This window comes from Methanoculleus nereidis (assembly GCF_032944295.1).
GTDB classification, from domain to species: Archaea; Halobacteriota; Methanomicrobia; order Methanomicrobiales; family Methanoculleaceae; genus Methanoculleus; species Methanoculleus nereidis.
Window position 1 is genome coordinate 35,841 of the sequence record NZ_JABFFQ010000008.1, and the last position, 12,550, is coordinate 48,390.

The following is a 12,550-nucleotide window of genomic DNA, read 5'->3' on the forward strand; positions in this document are numbered from 1 at the left end:
AGAGGGGTTATAAGGAGGAACCGCGCTCGGTGCAAGTGGGCAACTACGGCGCAGCCCATCCATGAGCCGGGACATATCACCATGGCCGGGCCTGTCTCATCGTAGAAAATAGCATAACATGGAGGGAACCCCTGTGCGGCTTCCTGGTTATCTCGTTCCTGAGCCTGCCGATCCGAAAGCATCTTCAGAAACAGATGCAGATGCGGGGCTTGTAAGGAAATGCTCCCTTGAGGGAGTGGTCCCGATACTCGAGAACATCTGGCGGGTTGACCTCCGGCTAGTACTTGTTGTCGAGGCCATCCCAAAACGCCCCTGCCGGGAGGGGGTGTCCCCCTCCCGGTCCCTCCCCCGCGTGGCGATAGTCAATGGGAAGCCGTTTCAGCAATTTGATACAGGAGATCGTTCAATTTGTTATGAGCGCTCTTAATTACATTCAGAACCCTGTGAATCTTCAACCACGTGGTACTTTTGGGACGACTTCGTCATCGAAACCTAAAAATCCGACATCACCTTCGCGGCTTCGCGTGAGACTGTACCGCCTCTATACCAAAACCTCACGCGAAGCCGTGAAGGACGCGAAGACTGAGCGATACCTGCTGACAACTTCACTTCGCGGCTTCGCGCTCTTCGCGTGAGACCATGGTTTCCGTCCCAGTACATGCCAGAAATGTCTATAATAAGATGACACGGTGCACTAGTATCCTCAAAAAGTTTTGCGAAGTACCGAGTCTGGTATAGAGCCCCGGTGCCGGGTGTGCAACGGTTCGCAGAATGACACATCATAGCAGCAGGGTTCGGGCAGGGCACCACGTGTATATGCGCATCTCCCGCGGCCCGTTTGCCCTTCGCCGGGCCCGGGCCATGCAGTTCCGGGTGTCGGGAGAACCCCTGTGCATCTAGGAGAATTGTTGGTGGTACGCCGTTTACACGTTGAGCCAGGGCTGAACTACGGGCAGAAGCTATCCGGCACCGGAAAAAAGGATAAAGGGTTAGTTGAGAGTGTTCACTGTGTTGAGATATGCCGGTACGGTCTTCTTGATCGGGTAGACTGCACCGACCGCCGGCTGAAGGTTCACGGTGAACGGAGTGTTGGGCGTCAACTCTGCAGTTCCAGGGAACACGATCTGCAATACAAACTGCTCTCCCGGTTCGAGGAGACGGTTTGGAGGGGTGTTGATGTCATTGTAGGTGTCAATGACAGCCCACTTGCCAGAGGTGAGATTTTCTTTAGTATCAAACGTTATGACCTCTGACACCGTTCCGCTGGTGAACGTCACCAGCATCTGGCTGATATCGATCGGCGTGCCGCCCGCAGTATTTCCGACGGTAAACTCAATAGAGTCAAGTTTGGTTGTGCTAGAGGCATGTCCGTAGACGTTCCCGATGATCTCCAGGCTGGAGCTGGCCTGCTCCGAGCCTGTGTGGACGACCTGCTGCGCCTCGCCGGCTGCGAAGAACCCGGCACCGAGCATCACGTACGAGAAGACCGCGGCCACGACGACGAACGCGATCAGGACGATTGCCGCCTCAAGCCCGGTGAATGCATCTTCATTCTTAAACAGTTTCATCATTCTCATTCACCTCAGTAGACCTCGTAGTAATTGCCTTCCTGGAAGTCAGCCGGTGCTATACGGTTGATCGGGAGCGCCGCACCGATGTCGGGCTTGACCTCAACGGTGAACCGGTCGTTCGTGCCGATATTCGGCAATCCGGTAGAAATCGTGATCTTCACCATCTCGAATTTATCGAGCATTTTGTTGGTACCAGCCCCGTCTACACCTTGCACATCTCCATTTTCATACCATTTGTCGGTTACACCACCAAACTCGTAGGTCTTCAGAGTCTCAGCCGTCGATACAGTGAAGGTCACCTTGTTCATATCCACCGATGCCCCCCCGGCAGCAAGCTGCAGGAAAAAGGCGATCTCGCCCAGATTGGTCGTATCTGTAGCCTTCACGATCACCGGTCCTGACACCTCGAGGTTCGAGGTTGCCTGCTCCACACCCGTATGCACGGTCCTCTGCGCCTCGCCGGTTGTGAAGAACCCGGCGCCGAGCATCACATAAGAGAATACTGCCGCGACGACGACGAACGCAATCAACACGATCGCCGCCTCGAGGCCGGTAAATGCATTTTCGTCTTTCACGAATTTACTCATGAAACGTTTCCTCCTGTTACCGGAGTCCGAATGAGCACATCATCCGAATCAATACGGTTCGTTTGAGTATATGCGCAAGCCTATATAAAAAACTATTTGAAGGTGAGGAGATTTACAAACCGTCGTTTTCAATAATGGGTGCATGCGAAACCCCCTTTATCGATAGTAGTTGCGTTCAGGCAAGTATTTTTATCCGGAAGATCAACGATATCTGTAGCGGAAATGATGTACGGAGAGCGCCCCGTTCAGGAAATGAAGTTTCCAGGATGGAAATAATCTTCGCCCCTGTTGGGGGTGAGGGGCCGGATGCGCCGCACGGAACGCTCTCAACCGACGAGGACACAGGGGTATGGGAAAAAAGCAGGATTTCATCTACGTCATTCTGGCAATCATAGTCGTCCTGGTGCTGGTCCTGATCATCAAGCCGGGAGCGACCGGAGAACTGCCGGGGTTGTGGGGGCCAGGTGAGCCGGAGCCGACGGTCACCCCGATATGGACGCCCACATTGCCCCCCCTGACCACGACGCCCACGCCGGTGCCCACCTGGGACGGGAAACCGCAGAAGATCGGGTTCGTCGATCCCGCGGCCTACCAGATCCCGGCCGGGGAGACCCGCCTGAACATAACCACCCCGCCGGCAGGGACCGCACCCGCTGCCACCCGGTGGGTGACCTACGCGACGATCGACGGGCAGTGGTCGGGGACCACCGGGATCGTCCGGATCCCGTTCCCCATGTGGCGGCTCGACTACTCGGATATCGCGACCTCGAACGACGAGATCTCGCGCTTCAACTGCCAGGTCATGGACGCCGAAGACCCGAACCGGTTCGTCAAGATCGTCACCCTCAACTTCGCTGACTTCGTAGAGGCGAAGAAGAAGCCCGACCTCAAAAAGCAACAGTGGATGCACACCTTCTACGAGGGAAACCACGACTACTACTTCATCATCAACACCCGGTGCATCGACTCCTACCACCTGAAGATCCAGGTGCCGGAGACGTACCTGGCCAATTAAGATCGATGAACAGCCCCCCAGGTGCCAGAGCGGCAGGCCGGCGGTACCCGGGGCAAGTTAATTCTCCAACCACTGGTTGGAAATCTGCAAAAGGATCTCCCGGGCCATCAGCCGTTTTCGCCCTCCTGTCTCCGGCACGCTTCGCCTCTTTCGAAAGATCTAGATCTATCGTCCTTCAGTTGCGGCCATGCTGACCGGGACGAATCCCTGCTCGAGAACTCGATGGTATCAGCAGGAGCGGCCGTTCGTAACCCGCCTTGCGCATATCTACTCGGAGATCGCAGGATTGTTCACCCTCGTCACCGACTGCATCGATGCGAAGGACCCGGTGGCTTGAGATGAGGGGGAGACCCCTACCTCGTTATATCGAAGATGAAGTACAGGAACGCAACGATGCTGATGAAGATGAGCCCGTATCCGCCGCCCCAGATGGTCGTCTGAACGTCCGGATAGTGATCTTTTAAGAACATGAGCTCCTTTTCATACGCCCGTGACTCTTCCGAACCGGAAAATGCCCGCACAAACGGCAGAGCGACGGTTTTGCCTGCGATCTGAAGGGCGACCGCCGGGTTTGCCGAAACATGTTTGAACCGCCCCACCACGCGCCCGATCACGCATCCTATCGCATCCGCGGCATGTACGAGCGGATGTGACGAGAACCAGACGATCCCATGCCCGGCCCGGATATAGAGAGCGTCGATGTCGGTTTCGACCCCGGTCCAGGGGCGCCTGAGGGGATGCACCAGGAGCAGGAGGGCTCCTGCCGCAGCGAAGATGCCCGCCGACTCCAGCAGGTGCGCCGGGGCGAATGCGTGGGCGGCGGTCCCGCCGGGCAGGAGATCCGTCAGGAGGTGCGGGAAGAGCCCGATTGCAAGGCAGAGGAGGGCGGTAGCGCCCATGGCAACCAGCATCGGGACCGGCGGATCCTTCGGGAGGAGGCCTTCCTGCGTTCCGGCGGCCGGCCGGAAGAAACCGAGGTAGAGGAACCGGAAGACGTAGATAACGGTCACTACGGCCGATACCAGGAGGAGGGGGGAGAGGTAGGGGACCACGCCCGCCGCCTCGATCGCCATCCCTTTGCTGACCGCACCGTTCAGGCCCGGCAATCCCGCAAGCGCGAGACCGCCGATGACCGCACAGAGGGTGGTCGCGGGCATCGTCCTGAGAAGGCCCCCGAGATCCGAGAGGCGATGCAGCCCCGTCCTGAGGATGACCGCGCCCGCCGCCATGAAGAGGAGCGACTTGAAGAGGATGTCGTTGACCATATGGGCGAGCCCCGCATCGACCCCGGCAACCGAACCGGTCCCGATGGCCGCGACCATGTAACCCACCTGGCTGATGATCGAGTAGGCGAGGAGCCGGCGGATATCGTCCTGCATCAGCGCAAAGACGGCACCATACAGCGCCATCGCTCCGCCCATGTATGCAACCGTAACCCCCCACCCCCCTATTGCGGCGAGGAGGAAGACCGCGGCTTTCGTCGTGAAGATGGAGAGGGCGACCGACCCGACGACGGACGCCCTCGGGTAGGCGTCCGGCACCCAGGTATGGAGGGGGATGAACGCGGCGTTCACGCCGATCCCGACCAGCATGAAGAGGAGACCGGCTCCGTCCGCCACCGGGCCGACCGCGGCGCTCCCTGTTGCCACTATCGTGCAGGCGATCCCGCCAAGCAGGCAGGCACCTCCGAAGATATGGAAGAGGAGGTAGCGGTAACCTGCGCCGGCCGATCCGGGCGCTCTGGAAAACCAGATGACCGCGAGCGATGCAAGGGCGAGGAGCTCCCAGAAGACAAAGACCGTGATGAGATCGCCTGCATAGACGATCCCCATCGCCGCCCCGATCGACGCGAGGATGCCGATCGTCTCCGCTGCCGGAAGATCCCGGTACGCGGCATAGGTGAGAGTGATGAGTCCCGAGACGGCAAAGATGCTGCCTGAGAGGTGCCGCATGGGATCGACCGTCAGGAGAACCGTCTCGATACCGGGGATGAACCCAAACGCCAGGTCCGGTGCTGCGGACGGGAGCGAGACGGCCAGGAGAAGGCCTGCAGCACCGACAACCAGTGCCCATACCTTCCTGGCCCCGCCGGTAAGGACGGGGAGAAGGAGGAGGCCGAGGAGATAGACGAACGCCGGAGGTATCTCGATCATGGGATCACCGATCCTGTAATCTCTGCAATTGCAATATCAACCAGGTCCATAAACGGCATCGACGGAGAGAGGAAGATCCAGACCGATACCGCCACCGTCAGGACGATCGGGATGAGCATCACAAGAGGCGGCTCGGTGACGGAGTCGAGCGACCGCTCGTCGTCCGGCCGCTGCAGCAGCATCGTGTGGATGATCGGGAGGAAGTATGCGGCGTTCAGGACGGTGCTCGCGATGATCACCAGCAGGAGGATCGGCATGCCCCCCTCGAACGCCCCGAGCGCGAGGTAGATCTTACTGATGATACCCGCAAGCGGGGGCAGACCGCAGATCCCGAGTGCGGCCGCAGAGAACATGAGGGCTGTCACCGGCATCTTTCTGCCGATGCCCTTCATCTCGGAGATGCACTCTTTCCCGGCGGAGACGATGACCGCTCCTGCAACAAAGAAGAGCGTGATCTTGAGGAACGCGTGAATCGGGATATGCGCCATCGCCGCGGTCATCCCGGCGATCGAGAGCATGGAGACGCCGAGCAGGATGTAGGAGAGCTGGCTCACAGTCGAGTAGGCAAGCCTCCGCTTGAGATTGTCCTCGGTCAGGGCGAAGAGGGACGCGGTTACGATCGTAAACGAGGCGATCACGGCAAGGAAGATGCCGAGGCCGAGCGACGCCATCAGGTCCATGCCGTAAACCCACCCGGCGACCCGCACGATCCCGAAGACACCCGCCGTGACGACGGCGACCGCATGGAGGAACGCGCTTACCGGCGTCGGGGCGACCATCGCCGCAGGGAGCCAGCCATGGAGGGGCATCCACGCTGCCTTCACGAACCCGACCATGAAGAGGAGGAAGAGGACCTGCAGGATGAGCGCGGAACCCGATCCCGCGAGGAACCCGCCGGGAACAAACACGGTTGTCCCTGTGAGGATATAGGTCAGGATGACCGCGGCAAGGAGGAAGATTCCCCCGATGAGGAGGTACGCAAGGTACTTCCTCCCCGCCTTCATCGCCGCCGGCGTCTCGACATGGACGACGAGCGGGTAGGTGATGATCGTCAGGATCTCGTAGAAGACAAAGAGCGTCAGGAGGTTCTCCGAGAAGGCTATCCCTACCGCAGCAGCGATTGCAACGGCAAAGCAGAAGAAGAACCTCGTCTGCGCGTGCTCCTGCAGCGATCGCATGTAGCCTATCGCGTAGAAGGAGTTCAGGAGCCAGAGAACGGCGGCCGTGAGGGCAAAGACCATCCCGAAGGCATCCACCCGCAGGGCAAGGTCCCCGCCCGGAACCATCGGGAGGAGCGGAATCGTGATCCGGCTGCCGGAGAGGATCGGGGGGAGCATCGCAAGAACGGAGCCGAGCATCGTCACCGCGGCCGTTATCGTGACCCCTTCCCGTATATTCTCGTGCTTTCCGACGATCGGGATCAGCACCGCCGCCAGGAGCGGGATGGCTATGGTTACTGCCGGAAGCAGACCTGCGTCCATATCAGGCACCTCCTAAAAGGAGCATCGCCGCGGGCCTGACAGCCTCCATCACGACCTCGACGAAGACGCCGAGGAAGAGGCAGAGGAGGGCAAGGGCGACCATCGGGACGAGCATCGAGACGGGGCCTTCGCGTGCCGGGGCCGGGCGGCGGTCTTCGCTGTGGTGATGGTCTCCGAAGTAGGCGATCTCGATGAACCGCCAGATGTACCCGGCCGCAAGGAGCGAACCGACCAGGAGGACGGCTGCATAGATCCACTGGCCCGCTTCGAACGCCCCGAGGACGAGGTAATATTTGCTCATGAACCCGATCGTGGGGGGGATGCCGATCATCGACGCTCCGGCAAGGGCGAACGCGGCGCAGGAGATCGGCATCGTCTTCGCAACGCCTTTGAGGTCGGAGAGCTGCGACGTTCCCATCCGGTAGATGATCAGCCCTGCGACCATGAAGAGGCAGCCTTTCATCACGGCGTGGCCGAGGATGTGCAGGAGGCCGCCTTCCAGCGCGAGCTGGTTGGCAACGCCGAGCGCGAACATGATGTAGCCGATCTGGCTGATGCTCGAGTACGCGAGCATCCGCTTGAGATCGTTCTGTGCGATGGCCAGCACCGCCCCGGCAATGATCGCAACCGTCGCGATGAAGAGAATGAACCCGGTCACCGCGAAGGTGTCGATGACGTATGCCGTCGTGAAGACCGTGAAGACGATCCGGAACAGCGCGTAGACGCTCACCTTTGCCATCACGGTCGAGATGAGCACTGTCACTGCAGAGGGCGCTTCCGTATACGCGTCGGGCAGCCAGAGGTGAAGCGGGAAGAACGCAACCTTGATGGAGAACCCGATGAGCAGGAAGAGGAACGCGGTATGAACCGTTGCAAGACCGTAAGATGCAGGGAGCAGGAGCGCGAGGTCCGCCATATTCAGCGTCCCGGTCGCGACGTAGAGGTTCCCGATACCGAGAAGGATGAACCCTGCCGCAATGGACCCGAGAACGAGGTAGTTGAAACTTGCCACGTACGAGCGCGGTCTTCGGGCTGAGGCGATCAGGGTGTACGTGGCGATCGACGATATCTCGAGGAAGACATAGAGGTTGAAGATGTCGCCCGTGATCGTCATGCCGACAAGGCCGGTTACGAGGAGCTGGAAGAGTACGTAAAATGAGATCCTCTTCTCCGGGTCTATCTCCTTTTCAACGCTCCTTCGGGCATAGACCACCGTCGCCGCGGACAGGAAGAGGATGACCGCCAGGATGAAGCCGTTGAAACTGTCGATGACAAGCTCGATCCCGAGCGGCGGCGCCCATCCGCCGAGATGGTACCGGATCGTCCCTTCCCGCATCACCTCAAGCAGGATGGCGATCGCGGCTCCGAACTGGAGAAGGATCGTTATGAGCGATATGGGGTAGCAGAACCTCCGGTCATACCACCCGGCCAGGAGTATCAGGAGCGCCGAAAGGATCGGGACGGCAATCAGAAGGACCGGAAGATGGTCGATCATCGGCCCCTCACCACCTGCATCAGGTCGTCCTCATCGATGACACCGTACTCTTCATAGATCCGGACGATGAGCGAAAGCCCGACCGCGGTCACGCTCACCCCGACGACGATCGCGGTCAGTATGAGCACGTGCGGAAGCGGGTTGACGTAGAGGGCGTCCACCCCTTCGGGCAGGTAGATCGGCGCGGTGCCTCCCTGCACCTCGGCAAACGAGATGTAGAAGAGGAATATCGCAGTCTGGAAGATATTGAGTCCGATGAGTTTCTTCACCAGGTTCTGCTTCGCGATCAATGCGTAGAGCCCGATCAGCATCAGGATGATTGCCATCCAGTAGTTGTACCGCGAGAGGAAAAGCTCGTAGAACGCCTCTATCATGAAGATTCGCCCCCTTTATCGGCCATATCGCAGAGGATTGACGTCATCACCGCCATCACGGTGATCCCGATCCCGATCTCGACTGCATCGAGGAGGTAGCCGTGAAGGTGCGGTATACCGAGGATCGCCTCGATTACCCCGTACTCCAGGTAGTTGCCCCCCATGAAGAGGCAGAGGAGCCCGATGCCGGCGTAGATGGTGATCCCGAGAACCGAGTACACCACGATCCATTTGTTGCTGAGCCGCTTTCTGACGCTGGCAAGGCCGAAGGCGACGATCATCAGGATGAACGACGAGGCGAAGACCACTCCACCCTGGAATCCCCCGCCCGCACCCAGTGCGCCGTGTACGATGACATAGAGTGCAAAGACCTGGATGAACGGCACCGCCAGCCGGGAGACGGTCCTGATGACGACGTTCTCTCTCATAGCCGACCTCCCCGTCTGAGCAGGAGGGTGACCGATATCCCCGCGGTGAAGATCACCACGACCTCCCCGAGCGTATCGAATCCACGGTAGCTGGCAAGTATTGCGGTGACGATGTTCTCGATCCCGATATCCGGAAGGGCCGATTCGATGTACAGTATCCCGAGGTATTGGGTGGCCGGAGCTTCCGGGTCGCCGAACGCCGGCATATCCTCGACCGTCCAGAAGAGGATGATGCCGATGAAAAGAACCGCAAGCAGAGCTTTTACCTTCAATCTGATGATCTCCTTTCGGTTCGTGCTATGGCCGCAATAAAGAGGACGGTGGTTATCCCGGCCCCTACCGCCGCTTCGGTGAAGGCGACGTCGACGGCATTCATCACCGACCAGAGCACCGTCATGAACAACGAGTAGGCAGCAAGTATGATCGTTGCGTGGAGGAGGTCGCGGACCGTGATCGCCGCGATGGCGCAGAATATCATAAACAGGAGGAGGGCGAAGTCAAGTTCCCAGATCATCGGCGTGCATCCCCCTTCTTCCACGGTTCGACCCCGCGAGCCCGGGCAAAGTGCACGAGGGCGTGGACCGCCGTCGGCGACGTGATGTAGATGAAGATCACGAGGAGCAGAAGTTTCACCGCAACCAGGCCCGGCCCCTCGTACAGGATGAACCCGACGAGCATCATCCCCTCTCCGAGGGTGTCGCACTTGCCGCTTGCATGGGCGCGGGTATAAAAGTCGGGCAGCCTGACAAGGCCGATGGCACCGACGACCATGAAGAAGAGGCCGATCGCGATGAAGGCCAGAGCCAGCGTATTCAGCAGACGCATCCCCTCCCGAGGTACTTGGCGATCGCAAGCGTCGCGATGAAGTTGATCATCGCATAGACGATCGCAATGTCCAGAAAGATCGGCCGCTCAAGGATGAGGCCGATGAGAACCAGCAGGATGATCGTCTTTGTCCCGACGGTGTTCACGGCAATCAGGCGGTTCTCCACCCCGGGCCCTACGAGTACCCGGTACAGGCAGAGGGAGACCGTCAGGATCAGCACGACCACGCTGGCGTAGAAGACATCAATCATCGCTCTCACCAAAGATCCGTGCCAGACTGTTCTGAATGTCCCTCTTTTCGAGGAGTTCTTCTTCCGCCATCTCCCGCACGAGGGCATGCACGGTGAATGTTCCGCCGGTGACGTCGACCGTCACCGTCCCGGGAGTCAGGGTCATCGCGTTCGCAAACGACGTTCTCAGGACATCGTTTCGAAACGATGTCTCGATAGTGAGGAGCCCGGGATCGATCGGCATCTTCGGGTGAAGGATCCGGTATGCAACATCGATGTTGGCGTAGAGGATAGCCACCATCAGTCTGGGAATATAGAGGACGAACCTGGCAAACGTCCGTGCGGATCGAAAGACGCTCGTCCTGGATCTGAAGATGAGATCTCCAGAGACAAGCGTAATGATACCGCAACATATGATCCCGGCACCGATGTAGAACGGCTCGGGATGTCCTGAAAGCATATACCAGAAAACCATCAGTATCGCGAATACGAGAATATATTGAGATACCGACGGCCCTTTATTACCTGAAGACAACGCATCCCCTCTCTGCACGGTAGTATACTCTAACTTGGAGCAGATAACCTATAAATCTGCGCCTCGAGATGCTGCAGCATCGGAATCACAATTATCTCCCCGAATACTCCATCCGGAACCTGTGAGCGCGTATCTAAAATACCCGCAAAGAGGGAGGATATTCTGTTTCTCTGGGCACACCGGGGTGACATTTTGCCGTGTATGCTGCATGAACGTGGAAATTCCGTTAACCTCCCCATCTCTGCAGAGATTTGAGACACGGTCGTTTCGGTACAGGATACGGTGGCGCGTAGTTTGTCCGTCGAGCGTACCCCTCCGGCCGGCGAGGTAGATTCACAGGTTCCGGGAGGTAAAATTCCTGGAAACTCGGTGACGGGGCCGGGAACGGGCGCTTTCACCCGAATAAACCCCTCTCCTCCCGGACCCGGGGTTACAGATCCGGGGTTCAAGAAAGCCCCCGGCTTTAGCCGTGGGAGAGTGTCAAATGAACCGGCAGTAACACCGAGCGCCAGAAAAAAGAGCCCGGGCCCGTCACCGCCCGGCAACCCAATGCCGGGCAATAAACTCCCGCACCATCTGCGCCGCCACCGCCGCTGTCTGCCCTGAATCGAACGGTGCGACCTCCACGTAGTCGAACCCCACGGCGTACGGTGCAAGGGCCCGCACGACCTCCCGGATATCGAGCGGGGTCATCCCGAACGGCTCGGGCGTCCCGAGGCCGGGGGTGAGGCAGCAGTCGATCGCATCTGCGTCGATCGAGAGGTAGATCCTCCTCCCCGCAACGTGCTCCCGGACCTCCCGGAGGACGGCGCCGATCCCCCGTTCCCGCACCGTATCGGCGGTGTAGAGGTGCGTCCTCTCCGCCGCAATCTCGAACTGCTCGCGATCGCCGCTCCGGGCGCCAATGACGACGACGTCCTCGACCGCTTCAAGGACGCGCCGGGTGACGCACCCGTGGCTGTAAGGCGTCCCGTCGAGTTCGTCCCGGAGATCCAGGTGAGCGTCGCAGACGATGTAGACATCCGGCCGGACGGCCCGGACCGCGCCGACAGTCGCGGTGTGCTCGCCGCCGAGTATCACCGGCACCTTGTTGTCGCGGACGATATCCCCCGCGACATCGGCCACCTGACCCACGAGATCCTCCGGCAGCCGGGAGACCGCAAGGTCGCCGAGATCCGTGATCGGGACTTCAGAAAAGTCTATTTTGGTCGCAGGATCGTAGGACTCGAAGTTGAACGAGACCTCCCGGATCGCCCGGGGCCCAAAGCGCGTCCCCGGCCGAAACGACGTCGTACCGTCGTAGGGCACGCCGAAGACGGCGTAGCGGGCATCCTCATACGAAGCATCCGCATCCGCAAAATGGAGATGGGCGAGCTCGTGCATGCCCGTTTTCGTAAGCCAGAAAAGGTCACTCAAGTTTCTTCTTGCCCAGGGATGATATATACGGAATCTCCTTACCTGGCTCAAGGCTGGCGACCTGCTCTTCGGTCACGTTGAGCTCGAACATCTCAAAGTCCTTGACGTCCATGAGCTGGACGGTCGTGCCGGCGATCGAGATGACCTGGGCCATCTTCCGCTCCACTATGGGCACGTAGGTCTTCGCCGAGACCGGCTGGACGATCGAGCGCTTGACGCCGTCGAAGATGCCGACACAGTCGATCCGGGACTTTGCCGCTCCGTGCTTCCCGGGTTTGGAGGTAGCGATGGAGACAATCCTGCACGGTTCATCATCTACGACGACGTAACGTCCCTCTTTCAGTTTCCCAACTTCTGTCTGTTCCTTCATATTGTCTCACTCGGTAAACGCGTGATTAATGTATCTGGATTACAGTACATAAATACACCGTAGAATAAGG

16 protein-coding genes are annotated in these 12,550 nt (G+C 59.3%); 2 read left to right on the forward strand and 14 right to left on the reverse strand.

What is annotated here, in order from left to right; genetic code table 11:
* Positions 1–989 precede the first annotated feature (989 nt).
* Both HL657_RS10035 and HL657_RS10040 read right to left on the reverse strand, forming a co-directional pair.
* The gene (locus HL657_RS10035) at positions 990–1,571 is read right to left on the reverse strand and encodes a flagellin (protein ID WP_317296683.1); all 582 of its coding nucleotides are present in this window, start codon (positions 1,569–1,571) and stop codon (positions 990–992) included.
* 11 nt (positions 1,572–1,582) lie between these two features.
* Positions 1,583–2,158: an archaellin/type IV pilin N-terminal domain-containing protein gene (locus HL657_RS10040; RefSeq protein WP_317296684.1), complete on the reverse strand. Its 576-nt coding sequence runs from the start codon at positions 2,156–2,158 to the stop codon at positions 1,583–1,585.
* 349 nt (positions 2,159–2,507) lie between these two features.
* On the opposite strand from HL657_RS10040, the gene HL657_RS10045 reads away from it, so the two are divergent.
* Positions 2,508–3,173, forward strand: a complete 666-nt coding sequence (locus HL657_RS10045; RefSeq protein WP_317296685.1) for a hypothetical protein — start codon at positions 2,508–2,510, stop codon at positions 3,171–3,173.
* A 187-nt stretch (positions 3,174–3,360) separates the two neighbouring features.
* Positions 3,361–3,510 carry a hypothetical protein gene (locus tag HL657_RS10050; RefSeq protein ID WP_317296686.1) on the forward strand — a complete coding sequence of 50 codons (150 nt, stop codon included), beginning with the start codon at positions 3,361–3,363 and terminating at the stop codon, positions 3,508–3,510.
* A 16-nt stretch (positions 3,511–3,526) separates the two neighbouring features.
* On the opposite strand, the gene HL657_RS10055 is transcribed toward HL657_RS10050, so the two are convergent.
* The 12 genes from HL657_RS10055 to HL657_RS10110 form a co-directional block, all read right to left on the reverse strand.
* Positions 3,527–5,326, reverse strand: coding sequence for a proton-conducting transporter transmembrane domain-containing protein (locus tag HL657_RS10055; protein ID WP_317296687.1), 1,800 nt, complete (start codon positions 5,324–5,326; stop codon positions 3,527–3,529).
* The gene (locus HL657_RS10060; RefSeq protein WP_317296688.1) at positions 5,323–6,807 is read right to left on the reverse strand and encodes a proton-conducting transporter transmembrane domain-containing protein; all 1,485 of its coding nucleotides are present in this window, start codon (positions 6,805–6,807) and stop codon (positions 5,323–5,325) included. Before HL657_RS10060 ends, HL657_RS10055 begins: the two co-directional genes overlap by 4 nt.
* Before the next feature lies 1 nt (position 6,808).
* Positions 6,809–8,302, reverse strand: coding sequence for a monovalent cation/H+ antiporter subunit D family protein (locus tag HL657_RS10065; protein WP_317296689.1), 1,494 nt, complete (start codon positions 8,300–8,302; stop codon positions 6,809–6,811).
* The gene (locus HL657_RS10070) at positions 8,299–8,676 is read right to left on the reverse strand and encodes a cation:proton antiporter subunit C (protein WP_317296690.1); all 378 of its coding nucleotides are present in this window, start codon (positions 8,674–8,676) and stop codon (positions 8,299–8,301) included. Before HL657_RS10070 ends, HL657_RS10065 begins: the two co-directional genes overlap by 4 nt.
* Positions 8,673–9,104 carry an MnhB domain-containing protein gene (locus HL657_RS10075; RefSeq protein ID WP_317296691.1) on the reverse strand — a complete coding sequence of 144 codons (432 nt, stop codon included), beginning with the start codon at positions 9,102–9,104 and terminating at the stop codon, positions 8,673–8,675. The genes HL657_RS10070 and HL657_RS10075 overlap by 4 nt, the downstream gene beginning before the upstream one ends.
* Positions 9,101–9,376 (reverse strand): hydrogen gas-evolving membrane-bound hydrogenase subunit E, encoded by a 276-nt coding sequence (gene mbhE / locus HL657_RS10080; RefSeq protein ID WP_317296692.1) that lies wholly within the window; start codon positions 9,374–9,376, stop codon positions 9,101–9,103. Before mbhE ends, HL657_RS10075 begins: the two co-directional genes overlap by 4 nt.
* Positions 9,373–9,618 (reverse strand): hydrogenase subunit MbhD domain-containing protein, encoded by a 246-nt coding sequence (locus HL657_RS10085; RefSeq protein WP_317296693.1) that lies wholly within the window; start codon positions 9,616–9,618, stop codon positions 9,373–9,375. Before HL657_RS10085 ends, mbhE begins: the two co-directional genes overlap by 4 nt.
* A complete protein-coding gene (mnhG, locus tag HL657_RS10090) occupies positions 9,615–9,929 on the reverse strand; it encodes a monovalent cation/H(+) antiporter subunit G (protein WP_317296694.1) in 315 nt (104 codons plus the stop codon). Before mnhG ends, HL657_RS10085 begins: the two co-directional genes overlap by 4 nt.
* Positions 9,917–10,180, reverse strand: a complete 264-nt coding sequence (locus HL657_RS10095) for a monovalent cation/H+ antiporter complex subunit F (protein ID WP_317296780.1) — start codon at positions 10,178–10,180, stop codon at positions 9,917–9,919. Before HL657_RS10095 ends, mnhG begins: the two co-directional genes overlap by 13 nt.
* Positions 10,173–10,634: a Na+/H+ antiporter subunit E gene (locus HL657_RS10100; RefSeq protein ID WP_317296695.1), complete on the reverse strand. Its 462-nt coding sequence runs from the start codon at positions 10,632–10,634 to the stop codon at positions 10,173–10,175. Before HL657_RS10100 ends, HL657_RS10095 begins: the two co-directional genes overlap by 8 nt.
* A gap of 591 nt (positions 10,635–11,225) precedes the next feature.
* Complete coding sequence (gene speB, locus HL657_RS10105; protein ID WP_317296696.1) at positions 11,226–12,110, reverse strand: agmatinase; 885 nt, start codon at positions 12,108–12,110, stop codon at positions 11,226–11,228.
* Positions 12,103–12,480: a translation initiation factor IF-5A gene (locus tag HL657_RS10110; protein ID WP_317296697.1), complete on the reverse strand. Its 378-nt coding sequence runs from the start codon at positions 12,478–12,480 to the stop codon at positions 12,103–12,105. Before HL657_RS10110 ends, speB begins: the two co-directional genes overlap by 8 nt.
* Positions 12,481–12,550 lie beyond the last annotated feature (70 nt).

Excerpts from the sequence above, each read along its gene's own strand:
- HL657_RS10035 (WP_317296683.1), bottom strand. The coding sequence starts at position 1,571 with ATGATGAAACTGTTTAAGAATGAAGATGCATTCACCGGGCTTGAGGCG.
- HL657_RS10040 (WP_317296684.1), bottom strand. The coding sequence starts at position 2,158 with ATGAGTAAATTCGTGAAAGACGAAAATGCATTTACCGGCCTCGAGGCG.
- HL657_RS10045 (WP_317296685.1), top strand. The coding sequence starts at position 2,508 with ATGGGAAAAAAGCAGGATTTCATCTACGTCATTCTGGCAATCATAGTC.
- HL657_RS10050 (WP_317296686.1), top strand. The coding sequence starts at position 3,361 with ATGCTGACCGGGACGAATCCCTGCTCGAGAACTCGATGGTATCAGCAG.
- HL657_RS10055 (WP_317296687.1), bottom strand. The coding sequence starts at position 5,326 with ATGATCGAGATACCTCCGGCGTTCGTCTATCTCCTCGGCCTCCTCCTT.
- HL657_RS10060 (WP_317296688.1), bottom strand. The coding sequence starts at position 6,807 with ATGGACGCAGGTCTGCTTCCGGCAGTAACCATAGCCATCCCGCTCCTG.
- HL657_RS10065 (WP_317296689.1), bottom strand. The coding sequence starts at position 8,302 with ATGATCGACCATCTTCCGGTCCTTCTGATTGCCGTCCCGATCCTTTCG.
- HL657_RS10070 (WP_317296690.1), bottom strand. The coding sequence starts at position 8,676 with ATGATAGAGGCGTTCTACGAGCTTTTCCTCTCGCGGTACAACTACTGG.
- HL657_RS10075 (WP_317296691.1), bottom strand. The coding sequence starts at position 9,104 with ATGAGAGAGAACGTCGTCATCAGGACCGTCTCCCGGCTGGCGGTGCCG.
- HL657_RS10085 (WP_317296693.1), bottom strand. The coding sequence starts at position 9,618 with ATGATCTGGGAACTTGACTTCGCCCTCCTCCTGTTTATGATATTCTGC.
- mnhG (WP_317296694.1), bottom strand. The coding sequence starts at position 9,929 with ATGCGTCTGCTGAATACGCTGGCTCTGGCCTTCATCGCGATCGGCCTC.
- HL657_RS10095 (WP_317296780.1), bottom strand. The coding sequence starts at position 10,180 with ATGATTGATGTCTTCTACGCCAGCGTGGTCGTGCTGATCCTGACGGTC.
- HL657_RS10100 (WP_317296695.1), bottom strand. The coding sequence starts at position 10,634 with ATGGTTTTCTGGTATATGCTTTCAGGACATCCCGAGCCGTTCTACATC.
- HL657_RS10110 (WP_317296697.1), bottom strand. The coding sequence starts at position 12,480 with ATGAAGGAACAGACAGAAGTTGGGAAACTGAAAGAGGGACGTTACGTC.